Below are 25,076 nucleotides of genomic sequence, written 5' to 3' on the forward strand. Positions count from 1 at the left end.
TTACTTATAGATATAGTTTGTAATTTGATTAAATAGGTCTTCTGATAAAGATCCTTTGTTCCAGCAATCCACTGTAGACTCGATCTGCTCAATCTTTCTTGAACCAACCACTACTCTTGACGCCTCTTTTACAGACATCAGATAACGTAACGATAACTCCGCTATATCCATCCCGTTTTGATCCGCGATCTTTTTAATCTCAATTGCTGTATCTACATCTTTATTAGAAATCCACTCATTGTTTGGTCTTTCTTCACAAAGCTTATCAAAACGAGCTCCTAACAATCCCATATGTAAAGCGGAAGCCGCATAGTAAGCTATATTGTTTTCTTGGAAGTAAGGAATGTCTTTTTCGAAAGCAGACATATTACATGCGTCCATTTTCATAAAGCCTGATACTACTTCAAAAATTCCTGAATCAAAGAAAGGATAGAATGCATCTACAGGATTACCTCCTACACCAATTTTCTTGGCCATGCCCTGCTCTTTGATATAAGATAAAGTAGCCACAATATCTTCCTGCTTATCATAAGGCAACATATGAGGCTCATGCAAGAATAATACGTCTACATAGTCTACATTCAGTTTTTCTAAACTATTCTCCATGCTTTTCAGCATAGTATCTCTAGTATAGTCTAGCTTAAATTCATCCGCTTTCTCGGCGAAAAGACGACCAATTTTAGTACTGATAAATGGACGTTCACCGTTCCACTGCTTTAGTGCTTTTCCAACAAATTCTTCTGATCTGTTATAAGATGGAGCTGTATCTAAAGTGCTTATCCCATTTTCCAATGCACTTAAGATAACTTTTACCGATTCTTCTTCCTCTACTGCTCCCCAAACTCCTCCAAGTCCTGAGCAACCTAAAACTAATCGTGATCCGTGTGAAAATCCATAATTATCAGTGTTCGCGTCTGCTTGATAATTTGGTTTAGTTAGTGTATTTATCATTTCAAAAAACTCTTATAATTAAAAGTATAGATGTGAATCAATTTTAAACTTTTTGCCTCTTTATGAAGAACAGGCACTACACCACTTCTTCTTTTTTAATGAGGTTATAGAACTGTGAAACATTCTCTCCCAGTACTTTAGCCTTGTCTTCTTCGCTGGTGAAGTAATTCTCAACGACCTGCATTACAGTGCTGTATTCTCCTGCCAATTTACATACCGGCCAATCTGAACCAATCATTACTCTATCCACTCCAAATGCATCAACCACTATTTTGATATATTGATGAAGTTCTTCTTCTGTCCAGTTTTGCCAATCAGCTTCTGTGACCATGCCTGAAAGTTTGCAATAAACATTTTCATGTTTTGCAACGGCTTCTATATCTTCCTTCCAAGGCGAGAAATTTCCATCTTTGATTTCGGGCTTCGCAATGTGATCAATTACGAAAGGCTGTTCAGGGAATTTTTCTACCAACTCCAATGCATAGGGTAGATGTTTAGGGAAAATTAGAATATCGTATGTCAAATTAAACTCAGATAATGCTTCAATTCCTTTTAAGAAATCTTCCTGCAACATAAACTGATCATCAGCTTCGTCTTGCAATACATGACGAACGCCTTTAAAATCAGAAAATTGAGAGAAGTAATTTAATCTTTCTCTGATATTGCTATGACGTAAATTCACCCATCCTACGACACCTAGAATAAAAGGATTAACGCTAGCTTCTGACAATAAAAATTGCGTTTCTTTTTCCGTCTGACTTGCTTGTACTGCAACACATCCGCTGTAGCCCGCTTTTTCCATTTCCTTCCATAAATCTTTAGGAAGAAAGTCTTGCTTCAAGACCGACATCGAGTCATCAATCCATGCGTGTTCTACAGGAGAATACTTCCATAGATGATGGTGAGCATCAATTTTTTTCATATGTATATCAGAGTAATATTTTCCTATTAATAAAAGAGGAGTGACTGTAAATATTCTATTGATGTGTGCTACCGTAAAGATTCACGTTCCTACATCCTGTTTCAAAACAAAATGTGTAGTCGTCCATCTAAAGTTTATCCAATTCTAAAGGTTATACTTTTAAAGTAGTTATCAATATTTCATTTCAATCGATATAATATCAGTACTAGATTACTGTGGATTATATCCTCTTTTGTATGTCTATCATTTCATAGAAAGCAATAGTATTACCTTCTCTTTTTGCCGTTTGTTTTTACCAACAATACAAATGTATAATCAACACTAACACAAAAAAAGTTTAACGTTTGCGCAAGGGTTTAAAGGAGATTTTTAGACCTTTGTATGATAAAAGCAACAGTATGAAAACAAAAGGAAGTGTAACAATAAAAGATTTAGCCAAAGAACTTGGTGTTTCTCCCACTACTATTTCGAGGGCATTGAATGGTGGTGAACGTATTTCTGAAAAAACCAGAAAGAAAGTGCAGGAACTTGCCAAGAAATACAATTACCGCCCCAATATGGTAGCGAGGAATTTACAAAAACAGTCTACTAAAACAGTGGGCGTCATTATCCCAGAATTCAACCATAACTTCTTCTCCATGATGTTGCATGGTGTAGAGGAAGTAGCAAGAGAATTGGGGTATCAAATGATGATCACTACTTCAGGCAGAGATTATGAGCAAGAAAAGAAAGCTTGTTTTTCTATGGCCGATGCCAAAGTAGACGGAATTCTTATTGCCCTTTCACAAGATATGGAAGACTATTCTTATCTCAATGACATTAGGGACGAAGGAATTCCTATTGTTTTGTTAGACCGAATTTGTGAAGACATTGATACTTCCGTCGTTATTACTGATGATTTTTCTGGTGCATTTAAAGCCGTAGATTATCTCCTAGAAAAAGGTCATCTAAAAATTCTTCATATGAAAGGGGACGAAGGTATTTCCACCACCTTTAACCGCTATATGGGCTTTGTTGAAGCTTTTAAAAGAAGAAATCTCAACTTCGACCAAGACCTTGTGATCAGTGGCAACCTCAAACATAATCCCAAAGAAGCCCTAAAAGAAAAGCTTCTTTCCAATAATTCTCCCACTGCCATTTTTGCCTCTAGTGATTACCTTGCTTTTATGGCCTTAGAAACCATCACTACTTTAGGATTAAAAGTGCCAGAAGACGTTGCCATTATTGGTTATGCCGATGAACCTATTTCACGTTACTCGACTCCAAAACTTTCTACCATCAAACAACCCTCTTTTGAAATGGGGAAAAAAGCCTTGGAGTTACTCTTCGAGTATGAAAAACAGTATGAACACAAACATGTGGTAATTGATACGGAACTGGTAGTAAGAGAGAGTTGTTAGATGATAATTTACAATACGTATTATGCGTAAGTTGGGAAACTTTCCGATTGTTAGACACAAGTATCGGCTTAACACTTGCGTCAGAAGGGGAAACGCTTTCCCCTATACATGGGACAGTCTTTCCCATATAGAGGGGACACCTTTTCCCATTACTATGGGACCCTCTTTCCCATGAGTATAGGACAACTCCTTCTAATAGATAAAGCATTGCGACAGTACATCCCGGCATGTACACACTGTACATGCTGGGACGTACAGGTTGCGAGTGCTAGGACTTACACACCGTACACGCTACTATGTACACGATGTAAGTCCTAGCACTTGCATAGCTTCAATGCATAATTACGGCAAATTTTATTCGGGGTAATGACTTAATATCAAAACACATTGTTGACTGTAATATACAAACAAGCCAAACTATGTAGTTGTTATAAGTCGAAGACTAAGTACAAAGTCAAAAATAAATTATAATTAATTCTAATTTATTTTTTGTGAGTACAACGCTAAAAAATGTATTAATAGTGGTTCTATTAAAAGTTTTTTGAAGGAAGTAATCGCAAAACAATAAATAGAATTAGTATTAGATAATTTTGAATTTGTACTGATAACAATTCACGAGTTCGAAATGACGCTATCGCTTAACATTACAAACAGTGGAGAAACAGCCCTCCAAAACAATTGAATTAGGAAAATAACCCGATATTTTTTCATTCTTTACTTCAAGATTGTACTCTATACATAAGAGACTTGCACCCTCCTGTAAAAATGAACTATATTTAATTAATTAAAGTTGACCTTCATAGAAGGTAAACGCATCAGCTAAAAACTTCATATACCGCCCAACTCTCGTAGTTTAGTGTATGTTGGTAATAAATTAAGGCTACTAAAAAAGCTCAAGGTATATGAACTTTGAAACCTAACCACGAGTCTAAAACATCGTTATAGAATGGCTAAAACCCAAAACTCGAATAGTTTAAATATAACCACGCAAATTCTTATCGGTTTTGCAATTGTAACTATCTCCGTTATTGTTTCTATTTATATCTCCCACATCAATTCGAATAAAATCATCAAAAGTGCCGATTGGGTGGTGCATACACAAGAAGTACTTACTCAACTTGGCAATATTGAGGCTTTATTAGTGGATTTAGAAACTGGTCAGAGAGGTTATTTAATTACAGGAAAATTAGAATATTTAGAACCTTTTATAAATAGTAAGAAAGTTATTTACCAAGAATTGACCTCCATTAGGGAACTTACTGCTGATAATATCAGGCAAACAGTTAAGATTGATTCCCTTAGGTTGATGGTTGATAAAAAAATTGAGGAATTAGATCTTACAATTCGCCTGAGAACAAATTATGGTTTTGAAGCAGCAAAAGAAATTGTTGACAATGATTCCGGAAAATTATTTATGGATTCAATACGGATCCAAATGGCAGAAATTGAACGTGAAGAATTGCTGTTATTGTCGGTAAGAAGTCAGAAACCGGAAAAAGTAAAAAAAACTACTTTCAACCTACTTATCAGTTTATTTGCATTCACTACAATAATTATCATTGTTGTTTTTCTACGTATTTATAATGCAATCAACAAACCACTTAAAACATTAAGAGAAGGTTTAGAGCGGGTAGGAAAAGGAGATTTAGAGCATAAATTCAATATCCGGTCAAGAAACGAATTTGGTACTTTAGCACGTTTTATTGAGTCCGTTTTAAATAAACTGAATAAAACAATTGTCTCAAAAAATGAACTAGAAAATGAGATTGTACTCCGTAAACAAATTGAAAAAGACCTCAATGAAATTAAAATCAATCTTGAAAACAGAAACAAAGAACTTGAACAGTTCACCTACATCACTTCACATGATTTGCAGGAACCATTAAACTCCATAATATCGTTTTCCGGCTTATTGAAGCAAGAAAAAGATAAAATGAGTGATATAGGGCAGAAAAGTATTGAAGTAATAGATGAATGCTCTTACAGAATGAGAGATTTGATCAAAGAACTCTTAGAATATTCTAGAATTGGCAAAAGAACAGGAGAGACTGATATAGATGTTGAAAAATTAATTTCTGATTTAAAAACCGACTTACATGGTCTTGTCACAAAAAAACAGGCGAGTATTACTTACGTTGGAAAACCTTTAAAAATTAGTGGCTATAAATTTGATTTGATCAAACTCTTCCAAAACCTGATTGTAAATGGCATAAAATACACAGAAGAACAAACACTACCTGTGATCACCATTAATTCTGAAGAAAAAATAGATAATTATCAATTTTCGGTATCCGATAATGGTATTGGAATTGAAGAAAATCATTTTGACAAAATCTTTAAAATATTTCAAAGACTACATACTCGAAATGTGTATTCAGGTACAGGTATTGGGCTGGCTCATTGCCAAAAAGTTGTAGAAATGCATAATGGAAAAATCTGGCTTACTTCCCAAGTAGGAAAAGGGTCTACTTTTTATTTTACAATCGCAAAATAAACTTATTAGAATAAAAGTATTAATAACATGGAGTTTGATAGAAAAAACAATTAAATATCAAGCACTGAGTATCGTTATTTTTCTTTGGAAAATGTCTTTTTATTCAATTCGCATTTGAGTATCAAAACTTCCCTAAAAACAAATCTAACACCAAAACACCAACCGAAAATATATAAACGAAACCCTCCCATTTTCGCTCCGGAACTTTATGTTAATGAGCTAAAAATAAACGAACTAACATAACAAAACCTATCAATAGACTTCTATCTTTGCGCTGAAAACTATTACTCATTAAATAACTTTCTTGAAAATGAAAACTAAAATTTTGCTATTCGGTGTATTGCTATTCATCACTCAAACTTCTTTTGCCCAACGTGACCTTCAACTCGACTGGGCTATTAATAGCATGCAACCCAGTACCTCCGGCCCTATTTCTATTGATTCAGACACAGCCGGCAATGTTGTGAGTGTCGGACGATTCTTCGGGAATAAAGATTTTGATCCTAGCCCAACGTCAACTTTTACCCTCACAACAAACACAACTGTAACCTATATCCAAAAACTGGATATCAATGGAAACTTTCTGTGGGCAAAAGCACTTTCTGGACCTGGACAATCTAAAACTCGTCAAGTGAGAACAGATGTGGAAGGTAACATTTACATTGTTGGACGTTTCAATGGCACTGTAGATTTCAATCCTCATCCTAGTCTTACAGAGAATAGAACAGCTTTGATCATGAATACTATTTACTATGAAAACCCATTTGTTTTAAAGCTCGATCCCAACGGTAACTTTTTGTGGGTATATACCGCAGAAGGCAATGGTATCAATGAGGCAATTGATGTGGATGTAGATAGTTATGGGAATGTATATGCCACAGGGTTCTATTTTAATGTCACCAACTTTACACCTGCTCCTGGCTGGGGTAATATTCATTCCTCTGTGGGTGGTTCTGTGGATATTTTCGTAGTAAAACTCAACAAATATGGACAATTCCAATGGGTAAACACCACTGGTTTACTGTACAGAGATGAACCAAACAGTATTAAAGTTGGTTCGGATAACTATGTATACTGTTCAGGTACTTTTGATGACAGTGCTGGAAATAGATCAGCCTACATTCAAAAAATTGATCCCAACAATAATGTGGTGTATGTAAAGACTTTCTACCTGAATGGTCCTGTGAACAAACTGACCGACCTAGAACTCGACTCCGAGGATAATATTTATTTATATGGAGCGTTTGCGGGTACAACAGATTTTGATCCTAACTCAGGAACGTCTTTTGTGACAGCGAGTGGAACAAATGATGATTATTTATTGAGCTTAACCTCTGCCGGTCAATTTAGATGGGTGACAGCGATGACTGGAGGATTATCGTCTTTGAATGTTGGAAACTTGTCCATCGATCCCCAAGACAATATCTTTTGCTCAGTACAAAATTCAAGTGTTCAGTTCCAGATCCGACAATATGAAAAAACGCAAGGTATTTTTATTAAAGAATATCAGTTCAACGCTACTTCAGGTGTAGGTCTATTTAATATTTCTAAGGTCAATAAATGCGGTGTTCATTTGATAGGATCATACGCTTCTGGAATCACCATTGATGCTGATCCTAGCACAAGTGTGTCTAATCTTACCAATACATCCAATATGTATCAATCCTTTTTGATCCGTCTGAATTTAGAGGTTAGCAATTTAGATCCTGCATTTAGCTATAGAGTGTGTAGTAACAAAGTTCATGTAAGAGGCGTCAATCAGCCAATTGCGACAAACCCTTACTCTGATTGGCATCTTATTGAATATTTCCCTGGTACGACAACTGAGATTTTAAGAGAAAGTTTGTACTGGTGGCAACTCCCTTCTCCTTACCAATATTCTACGCTAGAACAATCATTCAGTTATATCCTTCAACCAGGAAGCTATTATTATGTAAAACATGGATTACATGGTGAATGTACTGGTTGGAAAGAAAGCAGACAGTATGGAATTATCAGAAATAATGTTGCCTGTAAAGCTGATCCAGATAAAGGATTATCTTTCGGTAGAATTTTAGGAAGTGAGGAGTTTGGAACTTCAGAAGATATAGAAATCTATCCTAATCCCACTTCTAACCTTATCAACATCAATAGCTTTAGTGCAATCACCTCATGCCGAATTTTGGACTTATCAGGAAAAGAACTGATTAAAATAGAACAAGCTGTAGAGCATATTGATATTTCTAGCCTGCAAGCTGGAACATACATCCTAGAGGTTCAAACTTCTGAAGGCGTATCTTCTAAAAAGCTGATTAAACAATAATCGTCATTATGATGCCACAAACTTGTTTTTTATGACGGGTTTGTGGCTTAAAATAGATATAACAAATGGAACAAACTAAACTTCTTCTTTGGCAAACGAAAGATGCTTACAAGTGGGCAAATCAACTAGTAGAAGGATTTCCTTCTGAAAAATGGGATGATACTCCTGAAAACCTTAATACAAATCTCACATGGCAAGTAGGACATTTACTTTTAAGCTTTAATTTCCATTCTATCATGACTATTAAAGGGCCTCAAACCGACCTTTATCAAAAGTTCCCAATCCAAGAATATGCCCAATTATTTGTCAAGGCACATGCATCAGAATGTGTAGGAAAAACAGATCCAAAAGCATTGTTAGAGCATTTTAAATTAGTACAAGAAAAATCTCTTGAAATTATTTCTCAACTATCAGAGAATGAACTCAATGCAAAACTTGAGCCCACACAAGTACCCCATCCCATAGCAAAAAATAAATTGGAAGCCTTAGACTGGAATATAAAACATACGATGTGGCACTGTGGTCAAATTGGAATTTTAAAAAGATTAGTAGTGAAAAGACATGATTTTGGATTAAAAAGTAAGTACTAAGTCAAAAATAAATCATAGTTAATTCTAATTTATTTTTTGAGAGTACAACGCAAAAAAATGTATTAATAGTGGTTCTATTGAAAGTTTTTTGAAGGAAGTAATCACAAAACAATAAATAGAAATTAGTATTAGATAATTTTGAATTTGTACTTATAACTAAAAACATCAAGGTATTTCTCATTCCATCCATTTGCATTATATTCAATACTTAGTCAAACTCTCTTTGATCATTAATTAAAATAATATGCTTGTATTTAGATTAGTTGTTGGTTTGTTAGGTCTTATTGCCATCACAACTGGGGCAAATGATTTATGGAATGGAGCTTCTGTAGAAGGTGATTTTGGGAAACACTTAGGAGATAACGTAAAAGATCCTACGCTTAATTTCACCATCCGTTTTTTAGGAGCTATTTGGATGGGTTTTGGAACCTTTTTAATCCTATTCATTACCAATTTGAAGAGGTATGATCATGCACTCATTTTGGCTTTTTCAATCATCATTATTGGTGGTATTGGCCGATTTATTTCCACTAGACAATTTGGTATTGAGAAAGGAAATGAAGTGATGACTTATGCTATTTTAAGTGTTGAACTTTTGTTAGTGCCGACGCTATTAATTTGGTACCTCTTTTCCATTCGTAACTCTTTATAAAAAGTATTTATCCGCCATAAAAAGACTTGAATTGTGTACATTATTTTGATGATTTATCACATCTAATGTAGTTTTGAGGTCACTATAAATTTTTCCTTTAAAAAAGGAACTGATAAATACGAAAATGAAAAACTTACAAGGTAAAACTGCCATTATTACAGGTGGTGGCACAGGAGTGGGAAAAGCTATCGCTCACAAATTAATTACTGAAGGGGTCAACGTTGTGCTTGCATCAAGAAGCAAAGAACATCTTGAACCCACTGCTCAAGAACTGAATGCAATTGGAAAGGGAAAAGCATTAGCACTTTCTTTAGATGTTCGTAAAAAAGCCAACTGCTTGGAAGTTGCCCAGCAAACTGTTGATGAATTTGGAACAATTGACTTTTTGGTCAACAATGCAGGGCTTGGCGTTGGTAGTTTAATTCAAGATACCACGGAAGAGGATTGGGATATGGTCATCGACACCAATCTAAAAGGAACTTTCTTTATGATGCAAGCAGTTCTTCCAACCATGATCCAACAACAATCAGGGAGTATTTTGAATATTGCATCTCAAGCTGCCAAACGAGGATACGCACAAGCAGGACCTTATTGTGCTTCTAAATTTGGAGTAGTTGGTTTGGCTGATGCACTTCAGGAAGAAGTATATGAACATGGAATTTTAGTACATAGCCTCAACCCTGCCCTCATTCAAACACCGGCACCAGAAAAAGAGGAAGACAGAAATTATGATATTCTTCAAGTAGAAGACCTTGCTGAAACTGTTGCATTTGTTTTCAAAATGCCAGATCGAGTGAAGATTGATGATATTGGATTATATGCTCGCCCAACAGGGAGAACTAGAACTTAATACTTTTAGGAGTTATAACTAAATAATTAGCGGTGTTCCGACTTTTGTTGGTCACCGCTTTTATTATATACTATAATTTGTAATACATCAAAAATAAGCTTGTTAACTATTTGAAATCCTCCTGAACAGTGGTATTTTTGATACTCTTAAAGCAAAATATTATCATTAAACATTACATTCAAATAACAAAGATTTTGACAGTAGTACCACTCCTTCCTTTACTCGTTAGTAAAACACAATAAACTATTGAATGGCTCACATAACAAAGTTGAAGTTAATGATTTTCAATCACCTCAAAGTGAAATAAGATGAACACCAATAATATAGTCTCTCTCTGTATACTTTGCCTCGTTTTAGTGTGTTGCAAGGAAAAAAACAGTCTTGGAATAGAAGGGTATTGGCATACAAGTAAAAATAGGTTTGGCCTAGCCTACACACCCAGTTCAATTTTATATTTTGATCATTCTGACACCCTTATGACCATGGAAGGCTATAGTTTCAGATTTTATGATACACTTGGAGAACGGCGATTGAGTATCCCTAAAAGTGGTGACACTCATTTTTGGGTAAAAGGTGATTCATTTTATTTAGAAGATAAATACAACTTCCATAAAATTTTGAGGTGGAGGTTTGAAAAAAAGGGAGATTCATTAATTTTTATGGATTAGGTTGATCTAGGGATTCAAAAAAAACTCATAAAGAAGAAATTGATACTCTAGCAGTAACATATGTTGATGATGACTTAATTGAAGAAGAACCTGAATACAGGTTTCAATGGAGAAAAATTGATGATTTTCAACTCTCTGAAAATTACAATTTTGATCAAATTGTTTTATCAAGAACTGGCTGTTATGGTGTATGCCCTATCATGGATGTTTCTATTAATTTCGAAACCAAATACATCAAATATTATGGAAATAAATATCTTGTCAAAAAGGGATTTTATGAAGGTGATGTGCTTGACCTTGACGAAGTAGAAAAACTATTTGCCCAAACAAGATGGGATACATTAAACAATCATTATGATCATGGGAGCGATGATGATGAAACAGTCTCTATTTTATTTATTAAAAATGGAAAAATAATAAAATTCATTGATGATTATGGAGGGTCTGCATCAATACAAATGAGGTGGGCCTATGCTTACTTGTTGCCTTTTATTAATAATACACCTTTAACAAAGGTCGACAAGGTCAATGATATTTACCCAAAAAGAGATTATTACACTTTCAATAGAGGAGATTCTACATTAAGATTAACAAAAGCGGAAGGGTATTTTCTTTATTTACAACTACAAGAAGCAAAAACCACCAATAAAGCGTTTAAACCTAAATACTCTATTGAATTAGCCCGAAATTATACTTATTTCCCAAGGCATATTTTTGGTGAATCTTATGAAAAAATGATCAAGAATTTTGATAAAGTTGAAACAGATGGAAGATATTATAAAATTTTCTTTAAAAATGGGCAGATAATGACTTATGATATAGGATATAACTATATTACGGAAAATAATATCAGCGGTCTGTTCTACAAAAAAGAGAATGAATACTAAGATGAAAAATCATATATAAATCGTTAGTTAATATTTTAGGATGTGAGGAAATTAATTTCTGAAAAAATAGTGGTTCTATAGTTGATGAAATTAATAAACTCACGTTCTGAAAGGGTGGATTTTTACTAAAATAGATGTTTCAAACAAGCTCTAAGTACAAATTCAAAATTAACTATGATTTATTTTTGACCTAGTACTTAGCTTACTCAAACGTACCCATTAACAAAAAAAATCCGAAACAACATTTATACTCCTCGCTATTATTTTACGCTATTCGATTTATCCGTTATCCTCATAAAAGGATAAGATGATTACTAATAAGTAATTAGAAAAATGAAATTAAATATTTGGATTGTTAAGTTTTATTAAGTTTATTGGATGAACAAATAAGCAATTTGCTACTCATATCACAGCTATTAAACTGAATTTTTTACCGCTAATTAAACTCATGAGAAAAGAGCTATAACTCCAATTATATCATGTTTTAGACAAAAAATTCTTTATTCTTTTAAAACAAAACTAATGCTAATACTATGCAAGCTCTAAAAAAATTTGGGTGGAAAGGAGGGTTTTTCCTTGTTACTATTTATCTAATATTATTTGTTATATTAATTACAAGCTATATAACCCTACACATATTTAACTCTGAACATCAAGGAATTAAAACTTTACTTAAAAGTACTGAGATAGAAGAAGTAAAAAGATTAAACAATATAAAATATACTGAAAATTACAATTTTGAAGATTTCCCTCTACCCAATAATAACTCAAACAGAGAAGATTCTATTGATATAGAAAATATCAAAAAAATTTCACTTATGTTGAAAACATTAAAAAATGGAGCGGCTAATGAAAACGATTCCTTGTTAAATAATAAAATAGATTCTGTTACAAAAGTCCTAGAACAATTTTCAAGAAGTTATTTGATAAACGATTATTATCGGAGTATTGGTATTAAAACAAGATTTTTCCCCTTTGAGCATAAACATATCGAACTTAACTTGAGTAAGAGAATATTTGAAGCTGAATCATACTTTTTCTTAAAAGACTCTTGGGTATTTCTTGAAATTATTTTATGTGCAATGATGGGGGTCATATGTAATTCTTTATACTTTATGACTGAATATATTAGACAAGGTAAGTTCAATTCAAATGAAACAGTTATTTATATTGTCAAATTATTCTACGCACCAATCGTAGTATTAATAATATATTTAGGAGCTGAACAATTTCTTGGACAAGAATCAGGTTTAATTCCAACTCCCAGTAATACAATAGTGCTAAGTTTTATTTTAGGTTTCTTTTCTGGTCGTTCCATCGAAATATTAAGTCGAATCAAAGACGCTCTTTTTCCTGATAATCAAAAAGGGAATGATAGTAAACAAGAAGACCAATCCGAAGAATTTTATAACAGTTTCCTAAAATTGACTGATGCAGGTCAAGAAAGAGTTATCAATGAGTATTTAAGAGATAATAGAAAGGTCGATGTATTGAAAAAAGAACATCCTGAAATAGAAGAAATGAAAGTGCAACATAGAAATGATAAAATAGATGAACCTTTTTGTTTAACACTTTACCTCAATAAAAAGGAAGAAAGCAACATTCCAAATCGAATTGTATTCATTGATAGCAAAAATGTTCTATATGCTTTTGAAACAAAAATAATAGTGGATTTGCAATAAAAAACTGTCAGATTAGCTTTCAATTTTATTGTGGTAAGACTTCCACCTTTATAATTTTTTTCTTGTTCAAGATCAATCTGAATTCATAATAATTTTAGCGAATGAAATTACTTCAACGAATCATAGATTTGATTCAAATAATTAAATGACAGACTTGATATATTCCATTTAACTTAATTGCTAAAACTTGATTAGAATACTTATAACACTCCCTATTAAAATCACAAATCGATCTTATTATAGAATGTTCTTTATTATTTAATTTTTAACTTAAAATCAACACAATAAAAAATGTCAAATCCCTTAAAAAGAGAGCTGAATTACTAACTGGAGGAATTCAGATACAAAGTAAACGTAAAAATGGTATTGGTACATTAGCATGTATCGTGTATGACAAGAAAACAAACAAACCGTTAGGTTTAACTAACCGACATATTTTAAATAAGCAAATTGGGTATAGTGTCATACAACCTGCAACTAAAAGTAGAACCTCCAAATATGTGATTGGCAATATTTTGAGAAAAGGTAGAAGTGGTAAGCAGAATGATTTTGCCGTCTTTGAAATTAATATTAATAATAGGCAAATTGACAAAGAAAATAGTATTTATGGGCTTACCGGAAAGATAACAGATTATGTAGAGCCTAAAGAAGGGATGAAAGTTCAAAAAGTTGGACAAAGAACTGGTCATACTTTCGGGATTATCCAAAAGGTGAAAAATAATACTGTGACTATTATTCCTAATCCAGATAAACCAACTTCCAACGAGATCTCAAGAGGTGGAGACTCTGGTTCATTATGGGTAACTGATGAAGAAGTTAACTTTAAAGCTGTTGCTTTACATAGAGCGGGTGAGCCAGATGGTCATAACTATAAGGATAAAGCATTTGCAATTCCGATTAAAAGAGTACTCAATGCATTGCAGATAAAGTTTTAAATTCTTCTTCTTAATACTATCTGTCATAAGAAATAACTTCCCAATTAAAAATATACTATGAAAACAATAAAAAAAGGAAATAGAGGCATTGAAGTTACTATCCTTCAAAACCTACTTAATTATCATAAAATCATCGTTGCTATAAATTCAGATTTTGATGAGCAAACAAAAAATAGTGTAATACAATTCAAAAAAAAGAATGTTGATCATCAAGGACATGCACTTGTACCAGATGGCATAGTTGGTCCATTAACTTGGAGATCATTGATTGAATCTGATACTTCTAACGCTATAAAGCCTTTACCAACAAGTGTAAAACCTGACAATATTACACTCAATAGAATTCAAACTATTCATCCTTTATTAAGAGATGAATTAAATGAGATCTATAAAGAAATTCTTAATAGAGGAGTAGGAGTTAGATTTACAGATGTACTAAGAAGTTTTGAAACTCAAAGGCAATTATATGCTAAAGGAAGAACTTCACCTGGACCAAAAGTAACATATGCAAAAGAAGGAAGATCATATCATAATTATGGTCTAGCTGTAGATATTGTATTATTAAGACCAGACAAATCAGTAAGCTGGGATATAGATAAAGACTTTGATAATGATAATATTAGTGACTGGTTAGAAATAGTTTCGGTATTCAAAGAGTATGGCTGGAAATGGGGTGGAGATTGGAGTAAATTTAAAGATTATCCACATTTTGAAAAGAATTTGGGGTACACAATCAACCAGCTTGAAAGTAAATATAAAAACAACGAATTTACAGTAAAACCATATTTATCATTATAATCTAGAAACATAGTAATAATGATAAAGTCTAAGAAACTCAGAAAGGTTTACATTAAAAAAGGGATTCCAAAACAAAGTTCTGGAACCCTTCAAAATATATAAATGTATTCTAAATTATTATTTCACTTTCTGAGCTTCTTCCAACCTCTTCTTCACCACTTCTGAAGCTAGTTGATCTACGAAGTCTAACATCTTTTCTAATGATTCACCTTCAGAAATCATTTCCCAATCCTTGTGAATCAACATCTCTCTACGCTTACACTCAATACTGTAAGGTTGATCAGCAATCAACTGTGTGATCTGAGGAGTGAAGAATGAATCAACAAGTTGTTTGTTATTACCAAACACATTAAAAGGCATATTGTTTGATTTTGGCATGAGATCAAAGTCATATTGTGTCACAAAATCAAATAAATCTCCTTTTTCTTTGGTATAAAAATCTGGTACTCCGCCTTTGGCAATATTAAAAATCAATGCAATTGTAGCCGTATTTGTTTCCGTGGAGAAATCGCTCACGTTCACATAAGTGATATCGCAAATCATAAAGCTGTAATGCTCTCTTGTACCAAGGATAAAGTTCTTTGCTCTGCGTAGTCTTGATAGAATTGAAAAGGCACTCAAGTAAGGTCTCACAAAAGAAGGACTTAAATTAGCTTCAAAATCCAACTCATGAACCAGGGCCATATTTTGAATGATGCCTGCACGCTTCGATAATTCGTATTGAGGCGTTGCTTGTAAATATGGATTAGTAATTTTCCTTCTTGAAGATAAATGATGTGGAGATTGGAAATGATGGTTTTCAAATCCTGTTTTTATTAATTCTCCTCCTTCCTTCATGAATTTATTTTGAATATTATGAATGTTATTCAAGAAGGTGTGATCTATAAAAAATGCTTCGCTAAAATCTAATACAATCTTTTGATTTTTAGGCTGGGCATCTATGAGCGATTTAAATTTAAGATAGTTGATGAAAGAAGCTACTCCAGTGAATTTAATCACCAACCCATCTTCTGATGCAGAAACCTGCGTTTTCAAATCAAACATTTCTTTAATTTTCACTCCTTGTACGAGTTCTATCATCACTTTTAAAGCAATACCCGCCGCTACACCTACTAAGAGATCTGTTGCTAAAGTAACCATCAAGGTAGTCAAGAATTGCAATAACTGATCTATACCAACACTGTTGATCTTTTTGAATTCTTTTGGCGAAGCTAATTTAAACCCCGTGAAAACAAGCATTGCCGCCAAAGCTGCGTTTGGGATCGTCTTAATTACCGCCGCCGCTAACAAGACAAATAGGAAAAGGAAAAGACCATGATAGAAATTACTCATCCTCCCTTTAGCTCCTGCATTTATATTAGCTGAACTTCTCACAATCTCTGAGATCATCGGCAAACCACCAATCAATCCGGCGATTGTGTTACCAATACCTACAGCTACTAAATCTTGATTTAAATTGGTTACTCTTCCTTTTGGATCTAAGGCATCAACCGCTTTTGCACTCAATACCGATTCAATACTTCCCACAAGTGCAAACATCAAAATGTATTTGATAGAAGTGTATGTCAACAATTGAGAGAAATCAGGAAATGTAATACCACTTAAAAAACTGTCTGGTAATACCACCAAAAACTGCGATGGATCAATTGCATATTCAAATTCACCTACGCTGTAACTATGCTGTTGAGAAAGATTAAAAACAAAGCCTAACGGAATAGCGAGTAGCAAAATAAGCAGTGGTGCGGGTAATTTTTTTACAGTAGTATTTTTAATGTACGGATGAATAAACAGCAAAACTAAACTTAGCACACCGATGACGGTTACTTTAGGATTCAGATGCAAAATACTGTGTGGAATTTCAGCCAATAATCCCCAAGGAGATTTTGATTCAGGTACCACACCCATAATCACATGAATTTGCTTACTGATGATAATCACACCAATAGCGGCCAGCATACCTCTGATCACTGAAATCGGGAACATATCGCCCATTTTACCAAACTTGGCGAAGCCCATAAGTATCTGAAGTACTCCTGAAACTACAATGACTGCCAACGTAAGTTGATAACCTAAAATAGGATCATTGCCTCCTAACTCTTCCACTGCACTAATGGCAATGGCAATTAATCCTGCTGCTGGTCCTTTGATGGCCAAAGGTGCTTTCGATAAGAAAGTGACAATTAGTCCTCCAATGATAGCAGTGTAAATTCCGGCAATAGGTGGAAAGCCACTTGCTTTTGCAATTCCCAAACAAAGTGGGAGTGCAATTAGAAAAACTAAAAAACCAGATATGAAGTTGGATTTGATGGATTTATTAATCATTATTTCCTTATTGTATTTTCAAACTGAACTCAAAATTCTGAAATCCCTTTCAGATTAATAGCATAAAAACTATTAATAGATTTTATAACAATCATTAAAATTATTAATGGATCACCTTATTAGGTTTGGTTTTTCTACACTAAAACAATGTGTATCAGTAGTATTTTGGATCACAATCGCATCTATTTCGTATAACAAAAAAACAAAACTCCAAGTGTCATTTTTGACATTCCCTATGTAACACACAATATATAGGACAAGGAATTTTATGTATAAAAACAGTATAGTTTCAAATTTCAGAAAATGCTCATTCGATCGTTCTGAAAGAAGTCTTTTCTCTTAAAGGTTACATATACTCTAAACTGTATTCAAAATGAATTAGTTCATTTTTTGGGATCTATGAGGTGATTTTTCCGGAGTGTGCATTGAAATTCATTTTTCTAATAAAAAAGCATCTACTTATTGGAAAAAGTATTACAAAATATTTGAAGCTTATTTAGTAAAGTATAACTTTAAGAAAAGGATGTATTCTACATGAGAGAAAACGTCCTTTATCCCTCTCTATTTTTAAAACTAAACTTATCCTATTATTTGATGAATCTTTGGCAATTGTTTCCAATAAAAGATCATTTCTAATAGGAAAAATTTTATACAAGCACACTAACTACACTGTAAACTAAGTTTTCGTTATTTATAGTATTTAGAAATCAGGAGATTTCTGATGATCTGAAGGACACGAATGAAGCTAACGCTTAACATTCGCGCCATTGAGCTTTCTACCATTATAGTTTGGTAGTACTCCCCCTGGCATTGAAGGGAAAAGCGTTAAGAATTTCATGAATTGAGCCGTTAAAAATGATTTTCTTGTTTGAGCAAAGCGAGTTTAAAATCATTGAGGCGAGAGGAATGGAATTTAGCTTTTGACTTCAAAGCCTAGATTTTTTGCTTCGTTTTTCATCAATGGAAAAATGAAGAAGAAGAAAAGTTGAAAGTAGGACATAAAAACCTGTAGAATAATTGACTGAAAGTTCACGGTAATTTAGTTTACAATGTACTAACACTATGATAATTCGAGAAAGTAAATCTTTTGATCGTGATGCAATTTTAAAGTTGTACACAAACGTTGCTCAATACAGAAAAGGTATTGCAAGAGGTCCGCATGAAATCTCTGAATCATACGTAAAAAACTTTATGAAGAGCTGTTCTACTGAAAACGGGGGGCTACATTTATTAGGTTTTGATGATAATCAATTAATTGCTGAGATACATGCTCAAAAATATGGAATAGAAATTTTTGATCATGTTTTAACTGGAATTACCGTTGTTGTACATGACAAATATCAAGGCAAAGGATATGGGAAAAAGATATTTGAGCATTTCCTTCAATTTATTGAAAACCATCGACCTGATATTTGCAGGGTTGAATTAGAAGCAAGGAGCTCAAACAATAAATCGATACAACTTTATGAAAGTATTGGGTTCCAAAAAGAAGGAATCATGAAATTAAAAACAAGAAATTTTGATGGTATTTTTGAGGATAGTATCATGTTTTCTTGGTTCAACAAAAATTTTGATGAAAATTTATATAGTGCTTCGATTGAACTTAAGTACTAGGACAAAATGATATAGTGAAACCTTCATCTCAATGCATCAACTTAAACAAGCCATCACTAATACCTTTCCTCTTTCTGAAGAAGTTCTTCACGAATTTACTTTATGCTGGGAAAAAGTGGAGTACCCTAAAGGAAGCCTACTTTCTGTACCCGAAAAGACCGATAAGTATCTTTATTTTACAGTCTCAGGAGTACAAAAAGCATATTACTTGAACAATGGGAAAGAGACAATCATTTCCTTTACGCAGGCCAATCACTTTACCTGTGCTCCAGAATCTTTCCTGACACAGCAACCTTCTCAATATTATTTTGAATGCATTACTAAAAGTGAATTTTATCGATTATCACACCCGCACTTTGAGGTTCTGAAAAAGCAACATCATGAAATTTTTGAGTTTCTACTGACCGCTTTGATGGGCTTGGTCAACACGATCAATAGCCGGTTTATCAAACAATCCACCTTAAGAATTGAAGAGAAGTTTGAGGAGTTTATGGAATGCGAAGCACACCTGATTAATATGATTCCTCACAAAGACATTGCAAATTACCTCAGTATGAACCCTACCAACTTTTCCAAGCTTCTGAATTCTGTAAAAGTTTAATCTTGGTGTAGACAAAGATTTATTTATCAAAGCATCTCTACTTTTGTCCAAACAAACAAAACGATTATGAAACAAGTAGTATATCACAAATACGGAAGTAGTGAAGTCTTGCAGGTAAAGGAGCAACTCAAACCCTCTATCAAAGGGAAAAATTCACTGCTGATCAAAGTACATTATTCTTCTCTAAATGCTGTTGATTGGAAAAACAGGAAGGGTGATCTTAGAGTTTTTTCAGGGCTTTTGAGGCCTAGAACCCGACAAGGTTTTGATGTGGCGGGTATAGTTGAACAAAAGTCTGATGATGTCAAAGGGTTTGAAATTGGTGATAAAGTGGTGGTGCTTTTAGGGAATTTTGAAGGAGGTTCACTCAGTGAATACGTCAAAGTAAAAACTAATCATGTAGTCAGAATTCCTGATGGAATTGATTTAAAAAACATTGGTGGATTGCCCATGGCAGGCACTACAGCATGGCTCGCATTACTAAAAAATGGCAAGCTAAAAAAAGGAGATAAAGTACTGATTAATGGTGGAAGTAGCGGAGTCGGTCACTTGGCCATTCAAATTGCTAAGGCTTATGGAGCTGAAGTGACAAGTGTTTCAAGTTCAAAGAATTTAGCATTTTGTAAAGCGTTGGGAGCTGATCATGTAATCAGTTATCAAGAACAGGATTTTCTAAATTCCTCCCAAAAGTATGATATCATTTTTGATGTTGTATTTAATGCCTCTTTAAAGAAAACAAAACACTTACTCACCCAAAAAGGCACATATATTGGCACTACACCTTCTCCTACCATGATCAAAGAAATGCTCTGTAGCAAACATGCCGAATTTGTAGCCGTAAAACCTCATCAAGAAGCCTTAGCTGATTTGATGAAGTTGATAGAACAACAAAAATTACAAGTCAAAATAGACCGGGAGTTTATATTAGAAAACATCGTTGAAGCTCATCAGTATATGGAGCAGTCTAGGGCGGTTGGAAAGGTCATTATTAAAATGTAATATTTTTTATATATTGGATAGTGACACTATTTATTACTTCATCATTAACCCACGATTTAAATCGTGGGTTAATGATTATGAGTTCATAAAGTTTCAATAAAAGTACATGAAAAGCATTGTAATCATTGCCCTATTTTTCTCCTTTACAGGCAATTTATTCGGGCAAATTCCACAAATAGATCATCAAAGAAAATTTAGGCTGAAGTTGACGCATTATCTTGATTCAATTGGATTTGCAGGGAAAGCAAACTTTAAGGAAATTAATTACGAATTAAGAGTTTGGAAGAGCAATTATGCTACCGGCCAAACCAAAATGATACAGCTCATTCAATTCAAATCGGGTGAAACTAAAGCGAAATCCCTTGAGTATTATTGCTATAATATAATAAGTAGCTGTGATAAGGACAATTACATTATTGAATCTATCAATTTGCCCAAAAATTGGGAAACTTCGTGGCAAAATATAGTTGACAAAGGTTTATTGAATATTAGAGACCAAAGAGTTGTTGACAATGCGCTTAAAACCCCCAATGGGGAAATATTAGCTATTGGTTGTGGTGGTGGATTAACTTTTGAGATACTGACCAAAAAAGCAAAACGGAAATTCTACTACTCTAATATCGATAGCTATATAGAGTTTTATAATAACCTCGGAATCCACTCTATTGATTACCAAAAAGCAAAAGAGTTAATAGATATCTTTATGCATGGGTTTGATTGGAAATACACAACAAAAGGCGTATCGGAAAGGCATGAAGAAGGATAGGAATCTTCTATTGCTAAACATCCTATATAGTCGAATATTTTGTTGATGGCGTGCCTCACAAAAATCCACCTTTAAATCAAAGTGTGCTCAATTAAAAGTAAAATCTGACAAATTTTTCTTGTATTCTAAGAATACTGGCTCAGTTCATTCATTGAATCATAAATAGTTTCTTTCCTAACGGGATCTTGATCTCTCTAAAAGACATTCGGTGATACGTTATATTCAACTTGAGTTTATACCTATTTCGATCAATATCGGGCGAGATGTTAATTATTTAATAGAAGACAATAGTTTTTCCATTTCTTTAACTGGATATCTATATTCCTTCTTATTTTCAGCACCAGGATAAGTATAGAGTATACCATTCAGTGTTTTGAGTAATTCTATTCGAGAACTTTCTGGTTCAAAATACATTGGAAAATAATAGTTTATTTCATTCATTACTCCTAAAACTCTTCTAGAGTTGGTTTTACTTATCTGTAAACTAGGAGAACTTGAAAGATATGCATCTACAGATGAAGGATCAAAATCCGCATTCATAAGATCTTCTCTTAGTTGATTAATAAATATGAACTGCAGATTTTTAATCGTTTTTATAGTAGCATCTTCTATAAAAGTCATGTATAATGTCTCAGAATGAACAAATAAAAGTCCTTTCTTTCTTCCAATTGATAAGAGATTCACATACCAGTTGTTTGCTCCAACTTCTGCTTTCTCTTTCTCTGTTTTATAATGTTTTTTTGTCTTTTCAATGACTTTTTGTGTACAACTAAATATCATTTTTGAAGTAATTATCTGTGTTAATCGCTGTTTTAAATATTTGGAGTAAAATGATTTTTTCTCATTATCCAACTATAATCGTATTAGCTAAATAAGCTAGACATATTAAGCCTACACTATATTCAATGTAAATTAACAACGTAAAGGGTACATTTCTGTAATTAATGGCTTTAAAATCTAATTTCAATCCAAAGAAAATAAAAGCTGTATACAAAAAGGGATGATATATCTTTCTTATAAACCAGTATTCAGAGTCTAGTAGATATTGAATAGACTCAATATTATAAATCTCAATAATTGATTTATAGTGAATGACTGCTTTCTTATGTGTCTCATATGAATAACGATGGAAATAAATTGCAAAAATATTGATCACATGGAATAAAAAGAAAATGACTAATGTATTTCTGAATACCAATGTTTTATTGTAACCATAATCCCACCAATATTTATCTAAGAAGTTCAGAGTATTATTCTTAATATAGGCCCATTTTCCTTTTTTAGCCTTTTCTAAATAGACAAACTCCTTTTTTTCTTTATCAGCTTTCTCATAGCCACTAGTATAACCATACTTTTTTTGCATGGCCATTACCTGCTCATAAATGGATACAGTAGCTGTATAGTTTCTAGTTGTATCATGATATATCTTAAACAGATTATAATCAAATTTAAATTTTTCAATATTAGTTGAGAAGAGACTAATAACACATTCCCGTTTATTAGAATCTAATCTACTTAAAGTTAGATCAATAATCTTTTCTGTAGTGGTATGGTCAAAAATTATAGTATCCGGAAGAAGAGTATAATCAAAATTTACCTTTCCTTTAAATTGAGCTCCATAAAAATTTGCCAAGGAATCAAATTGAGTTTTTCTAAAATATGCACCCGAATTAAATTTAGCGTAATTAAAATCTACAAATGAATGGAATTGAGCATAATTAAAATTTGCCAAGGAATCAAATTGAGCACCATTAAAATATACATTTGAATGAAATTGAGCATTATCAAAGTCTGCCAAGAAATCAAATTGAGCTACTCTAAAACCTGCATTTGAATGAAATTGAGCCTCTCTAAAAGCTGTTTTTGAATGAAATTGAACTCCATCAAAATTTACATTTAAATGAAATTGAGTGTAATCAAAATCTACATTTGAATGAAATTGAACGTCATAAAAAACTTCATCTGATAAATATTTATCTTTTATTCCAAGTATTCTAAATATTATGTCTTTTTTTTCTTTCACTGAATCATACTCAACCTCTTTTTTTTCATAATTTCTATTCAAATAAAAAATACCAGATGGTACATTATATTTCACTTCCTGAGCAAAAAGATCAGTTAGAGATAAAACAAGAATAATAGAAAGTAGAAGTTGTTTCATTTTAGTTCAGAAGTAAGTTTAGCATTGAGTAAAATGTAATATAATGAAAAAGTGGTTTTTAAATAATATCAATTGACAGGCTTATGCAGTTTATTTTTAGTTTAACATATAGCATGTTATATAAAAAATCCCCAAAACAATTGATGTTAAGGGGAAACTGTTGTTCTTGTATTCTCAATGCTTTATCAATGAGAATACTGAACCTATATTATAAATATGATTTAACAATATCTAAAATTTCACTTTCATAATTATAGATTTCTGAAAGGTCAGAAATTGGATTACGAGTTTCATTCTTATCAGCATCAAAAGTACCAACATACTTTTGCTTAGCATTGAAATGAAGTCTACAAACAGGCTTACGGTTGTTATCTTCAAATAATACTCCAAAGTATGATTTGGTATCACGATATGCAATTTTTTCAAGTCCTACTACTCTCCTTACAATTGCCTGGATAATTCTATATCCTTCTAATTCTTCCTCTGTTGTGAAGATACCTTTCTTTTCTGCCTCTGTTAATTCAGGCTCTTCAGCTACAGCAACATCTTCTGATACTTGAACAGCAGCAGTATTGGCTTGTTGAGCTGGTAAAGGAGCTTGCGTTCTTATTGCTGAATCATAATCATCTCCCATAACAGACTTTAATCTATCGTTTAAGGAGTCATTGATGAAATTCTTTGCAGCTCTTTTAACTAGAACTTTGAACTGGTCTTTAACCTGTTGAGTCATACGGCCTGCATAAACATCATTTGATAGCAATTTTACAAACTCATCTGAAGGATCTGACATTTCTCTTTTGATCACAGCTTTTAACTGCTTAGAATACTTCAGGTCAGATGCTGCAGAAAGAATATTGCTTACATCAAATTTATCTTTAGTGAACTTTTTAAGTTCTCCAATATCTCCTTCTGTAAAATCTTCAAAGTTTACAGTTAAAAACGGTGTATCATCCATTTTATTAGGAGATTCAATGTCCGTGAAAAATCTGTACTCTATTCCATTTGTTAAGAGTCCAAATTTTGCGTCTGTTACATGGAAATAACGGTGAAGTTGAGTCTTATGAACATCAAGCTTTTCTTTCCAGTGTTTGCATTCAATGATGATAATTGGTTTTTCATCTTTTAGAATAGCGTAGTCTACTTTCTCACCTTTTTTGGTTCCGATGTCAGCCGTAAATTCTGGTACTACTTCAAATGGGTTGAATACATCATATCCTAATGCGGATATTAAAGGCATTACAAAAGCATTCTTTGATGCCTCTTCAGTTTGCACGGATTCTTTCATTTTACCGATTCTATCGGCAATTTCTTCTACTTTGTCTATTAGATCCATTAATAAAAAATTTTAATACTAAGAACAGTAACAGTTATTGTAAAATTAACAATCAATACATATTATACAATATTATAGGATGGAATTATCCAAAGTGAGTAAGTCTGATTTATATATTTCACTATTCGAATAGGCAAATTATTGAAGTA

General features: G+C 33.0%; 21 protein-coding genes. 15 read left to right on the top strand and 6 right to left on the bottom strand.

Going from position 1 to position 25,076, the window contains the following annotated elements:
* Window positions 1–951 (bottom strand): aldo/keto reductase, encoded by a 951-nt coding sequence (locus AVL50_RS09615; RefSeq protein ID WP_062616283.1) that lies wholly within the window; start codon window positions 949–951, stop codon window positions 1–3.
* Window positions 952–1,027: 76 nt separating this feature from the next.
* A complete protein-coding gene (locus tag AVL50_RS09620; RefSeq protein ID WP_062616284.1) occupies window positions 1,028–1,873 on the bottom strand; it encodes an amidohydrolase in 846 nt (281 codons plus the stop codon).
* Between the two features lie 398 nt (window positions 1,874–2,271).
* Here AVL50_RS09620 and AVL50_RS09625 point away from each other — a divergent pair, with 398 nt between their 5' ends.
* The 11 genes from AVL50_RS09625 to AVL50_RS32715 all read left to right on the top strand — a co-directional run bounded on the left by AVL50_RS09625 (window position 2,272) and on the right by AVL50_RS32715 (window position 15,131).
* Window positions 2,272–3,273 carry a LacI family DNA-binding transcriptional regulator gene (locus AVL50_RS09625; RefSeq protein WP_062616285.1) on the top strand — a complete coding sequence of 334 codons (1,002 nt, stop codon included), beginning with the start codon at window positions 2,272–2,274 and terminating at the stop codon, window positions 3,271–3,273.
* A gap of 946 nt (window positions 3,274–4,219) precedes the next feature.
* Window positions 4,220–5,767 carry a CHASE3 domain-containing protein gene (locus tag AVL50_RS09630; RefSeq protein ID WP_062616286.1) on the top strand — a complete coding sequence of 516 codons (1,548 nt, stop codon included), beginning with the start codon at window positions 4,220–4,222 and terminating at the stop codon, window positions 5,765–5,767.
* A gap of 310 nt (window positions 5,768–6,077) precedes the next feature.
* Window positions 6,078–8,069: a T9SS type A sorting domain-containing protein gene (locus tag AVL50_RS09635; RefSeq protein WP_062616287.1), complete on the top strand. Its 1,992-nt coding sequence runs from the start codon at window positions 6,078–6,080 to the stop codon at window positions 8,067–8,069.
* Between the two features lie 65 nt (window positions 8,070–8,134).
* On the top strand, window positions 8,135–8,659 hold the full coding sequence (locus AVL50_RS09640; RefSeq protein ID WP_062616288.1) for a DinB family protein: 525 nt from the start codon (window positions 8,135–8,137) through the stop codon (window positions 8,657–8,659).
* Window positions 8,660–8,903: 244 nt separating this feature from the next.
* Window positions 8,904–9,311: a DUF4345 family protein gene (locus AVL50_RS09645; RefSeq protein ID WP_062616289.1), complete on the top strand. Its 408-nt coding sequence runs from the start codon at window positions 8,904–8,906 to the stop codon at window positions 9,309–9,311.
* A 124-nt stretch (window positions 9,312–9,435) separates the two neighbouring features.
* Window positions 9,436–10,161, top strand: coding sequence for an SDR family oxidoreductase (locus tag AVL50_RS09650; RefSeq protein ID WP_062616290.1), 726 nt, complete (start codon window positions 9,436–9,438; stop codon window positions 10,159–10,161).
* Between the two features lie 482 nt (window positions 10,162–10,643).
* Window positions 10,644–10,829 carry a hypothetical protein gene (locus tag AVL50_RS33325; RefSeq protein ID WP_062616291.1) on the top strand — a complete coding sequence of 62 codons (186 nt, stop codon included), beginning with the start codon at window positions 10,644–10,646 and terminating at the stop codon, window positions 10,827–10,829.
* A 158-nt stretch (window positions 10,830–10,987) separates the two neighbouring features.
* A complete protein-coding gene (locus tag AVL50_RS09660; protein ID WP_256366114.1) occupies window positions 10,988–11,716 on the top strand; it encodes a DUF6438 domain-containing protein in 729 nt (242 codons plus the stop codon).
* 533 nt (window positions 11,717–12,249) lie between these two features.
* Window positions 12,250–13,398 (top strand): hypothetical protein, encoded by a 1,149-nt coding sequence (locus tag AVL50_RS09665; protein WP_062616293.1) that lies wholly within the window; start codon window positions 12,250–12,252, stop codon window positions 13,396–13,398.
* A gap of 386 nt (window positions 13,399–13,784) precedes the next feature.
* On the top strand, window positions 13,785–14,333 hold the full coding sequence (locus tag AVL50_RS09670; RefSeq protein WP_062616294.1) for a hypothetical protein: 549 nt from the start codon (window positions 13,785–13,787) through the stop codon (window positions 14,331–14,333).
* Window positions 14,334–14,390: 57 nt separating this feature from the next.
* Window positions 14,391–15,131, top strand: a complete 741-nt coding sequence (locus AVL50_RS32715) for a M15 family metallopeptidase (RefSeq protein WP_082795740.1) — start codon at window positions 14,391–14,393, stop codon at window positions 15,129–15,131.
* A 117-nt stretch (window positions 15,132–15,248) separates the two neighbouring features.
* On the opposite strand, the gene AVL50_RS09680 is transcribed toward AVL50_RS32715, so the two are convergent.
* Window positions 15,249–17,453 carry a SulP family inorganic anion transporter gene (locus tag AVL50_RS09680; RefSeq protein ID WP_063850640.1) on the bottom strand — a complete coding sequence of 735 codons (2,205 nt, stop codon included), beginning with the start codon at window positions 17,451–17,453 and terminating at the stop codon, window positions 15,249–15,251.
* Window positions 17,454–18,515: 1,062 nt separating this feature from the next.
* On the opposite strand from AVL50_RS09680, the gene AVL50_RS09685 reads away from it, so the two are divergent.
* The 4 genes from AVL50_RS09685 (at window position 18,516) to AVL50_RS09700 (ending at window position 21,433) form a co-directional block, all read left to right on the top strand.
* Window positions 18,516–19,067: a GNAT family N-acetyltransferase gene (locus AVL50_RS09685; RefSeq protein ID WP_062616295.1), complete on the top strand. Its 552-nt coding sequence runs from the start codon at window positions 18,516–18,518 to the stop codon at window positions 19,065–19,067.
* 31 nt (window positions 19,068–19,098) lie between these two features.
* Complete coding sequence (locus AVL50_RS09690; protein ID WP_062616296.1) at window positions 19,099–19,668, top strand: Crp/Fnr family transcriptional regulator; 570 nt, start codon at window positions 19,099–19,101, stop codon at window positions 19,666–19,668.
* Window positions 19,669–19,734: 66 nt separating this feature from the next.
* Complete coding sequence (locus AVL50_RS09695; protein ID WP_062616297.1) at window positions 19,735–20,667, top strand: NAD(P)-dependent alcohol dehydrogenase; 933 nt, start codon at window positions 19,735–19,737, stop codon at window positions 20,665–20,667.
* Between the two features lie 106 nt (window positions 20,668–20,773).
* The gene (locus tag AVL50_RS09700) at window positions 20,774–21,433 is read left to right on the top strand and encodes a hypothetical protein (RefSeq protein ID WP_062616298.1); all 660 of its coding nucleotides are present in this window, start codon (window positions 20,774–20,776) and stop codon (window positions 21,431–21,433) included.
* 270 nt (window positions 21,434–21,703) lie between these two features.
* On the opposite strand, the gene AVL50_RS09705 is transcribed toward AVL50_RS09700, so the two are convergent.
* The 3 genes from AVL50_RS09705 to AVL50_RS09715 all read right to left on the bottom strand — a co-directional run bounded on the left by AVL50_RS09705 (window position 21,704) and on the right by AVL50_RS09715 (window position 24,927).
* Window positions 21,704–22,213 carry a hypothetical protein gene (locus tag AVL50_RS09705; RefSeq protein ID WP_157491238.1) on the bottom strand — a complete coding sequence of 170 codons (510 nt, stop codon included), beginning with the start codon at window positions 22,211–22,213 and terminating at the stop codon, window positions 21,704–21,706.
* Between the two features lie 64 nt (window positions 22,214–22,277).
* Window positions 22,278–23,594 carry a pentapeptide repeat-containing protein gene (locus AVL50_RS09710; protein ID WP_062616300.1) on the bottom strand — a complete coding sequence of 439 codons (1,317 nt, stop codon included), beginning with the start codon at window positions 23,592–23,594 and terminating at the stop codon, window positions 22,278–22,280.
* Between the two features lie 208 nt (window positions 23,595–23,802).
* The gene (locus AVL50_RS09715) at window positions 23,803–24,927 is read right to left on the bottom strand and encodes a type I restriction endonuclease (RefSeq protein WP_062616301.1); all 1,125 of its coding nucleotides are present in this window, start codon (window positions 24,925–24,927) and stop codon (window positions 23,803–23,805) included.
* Window positions 24,928–25,076 lie beyond the last annotated feature (149 nt).

Origin of the sequence: Flammeovirga sp. SJP92 (genome assembly GCF_001583495.1) — a bacterium.
GTDB lineage: Bacteria > Bacteroidota > Bacteroidia > Cytophagales > Flammeovirgaceae > Flammeovirga.

Excerpts from the sequence above, each read along its gene's own strand:
- AVL50_RS09715 (WP_062616301.1), bottom strand. The coding sequence starts at position 24,927 with ATGGATCTAATAGACAAAGTAGAAGAAATTGCCGATAGAATCGGTAAA.
- AVL50_RS09665 (WP_062616293.1), top strand. The coding sequence starts at position 12,250 with ATGCAAGCTCTAAAAAAATTTGGGTGGAAAGGAGGGTTTTTCCTTGTT.
- AVL50_RS09680 (WP_063850640.1), bottom strand. The coding sequence starts at position 17,453 with ATGATTAATAAATCCATCAAATCCAACTTCATATCTGGTTTTTTAGTT.
- AVL50_RS09690 (WP_062616296.1), top strand. The coding sequence starts at position 19,099 with ATGCATCAACTTAAACAAGCCATCACTAATACCTTTCCTCTTTCTGAA.
- AVL50_RS09620 (WP_062616284.1), bottom strand. The coding sequence starts at position 1,873 with ATGAAAAAAATTGATGCTCACCATCATCTATGGAAGTATTCTCCTGTA.
- AVL50_RS09615 (WP_062616283.1), bottom strand. The coding sequence starts at position 951 with ATGATAAATACACTAACTAAACCAAATTATCAAGCAGACGCGAACACT.
- AVL50_RS09695 (WP_062616297.1), top strand. The coding sequence starts at position 19,735 with ATGAAACAAGTAGTATATCACAAATACGGAAGTAGTGAAGTCTTGCAG.
- AVL50_RS09625 (WP_062616285.1), top strand. The coding sequence starts at position 2,272 with ATGAAAACAAAAGGAAGTGTAACAATAAAAGATTTAGCCAAAGAACTT.
- AVL50_RS09640 (WP_062616288.1), top strand. The coding sequence starts at position 8,135 with ATGGAACAAACTAAACTTCTTCTTTGGCAAACGAAAGATGCTTACAAG.
- AVL50_RS09645 (WP_062616289.1), top strand. The coding sequence starts at position 8,904 with ATGCTTGTATTTAGATTAGTTGTTGGTTTGTTAGGTCTTATTGCCATC.
- AVL50_RS09635 (WP_062616287.1), top strand. The coding sequence starts at position 6,078 with ATGAAAACTAAAATTTTGCTATTCGGTGTATTGCTATTCATCACTCAA.
- AVL50_RS32715 (WP_082795740.1), top strand. The coding sequence starts at position 14,391 with ATGAAAACAATAAAAAAAGGAAATAGAGGCATTGAAGTTACTATCCTT.
- AVL50_RS09630 (WP_062616286.1), top strand. The coding sequence starts at position 4,220 with ATGGCTAAAACCCAAAACTCGAATAGTTTAAATATAACCACGCAAATT.
- AVL50_RS09700 (WP_062616298.1), top strand. The coding sequence starts at position 20,774 with ATGAAAAGCATTGTAATCATTGCCCTATTTTTCTCCTTTACAGGCAAT.
- AVL50_RS09710 (WP_062616300.1), bottom strand. The coding sequence starts at position 23,594 with ATGAAACAACTTCTACTTTCTATTATTCTTGTTTTATCTCTAACTGAT.
- AVL50_RS33325 (WP_062616291.1), top strand. The coding sequence starts at position 10,644 with ATGGAAGGCTATAGTTTCAGATTTTATGATACACTTGGAGAACGGCGA.
- AVL50_RS09685 (WP_062616295.1), top strand. The coding sequence starts at position 18,516 with ATGATAATTCGAGAAAGTAAATCTTTTGATCGTGATGCAATTTTAAAG.
- AVL50_RS09650 (WP_062616290.1), top strand. The coding sequence starts at position 9,436 with ATGAAAAACTTACAAGGTAAAACTGCCATTATTACAGGTGGTGGCACA.
- AVL50_RS09705 (WP_157491238.1), bottom strand. The coding sequence starts at position 22,213 with ATGATATTTAGTTGTACACAAAAAGTCATTGAAAAGACAAAAAAACAT.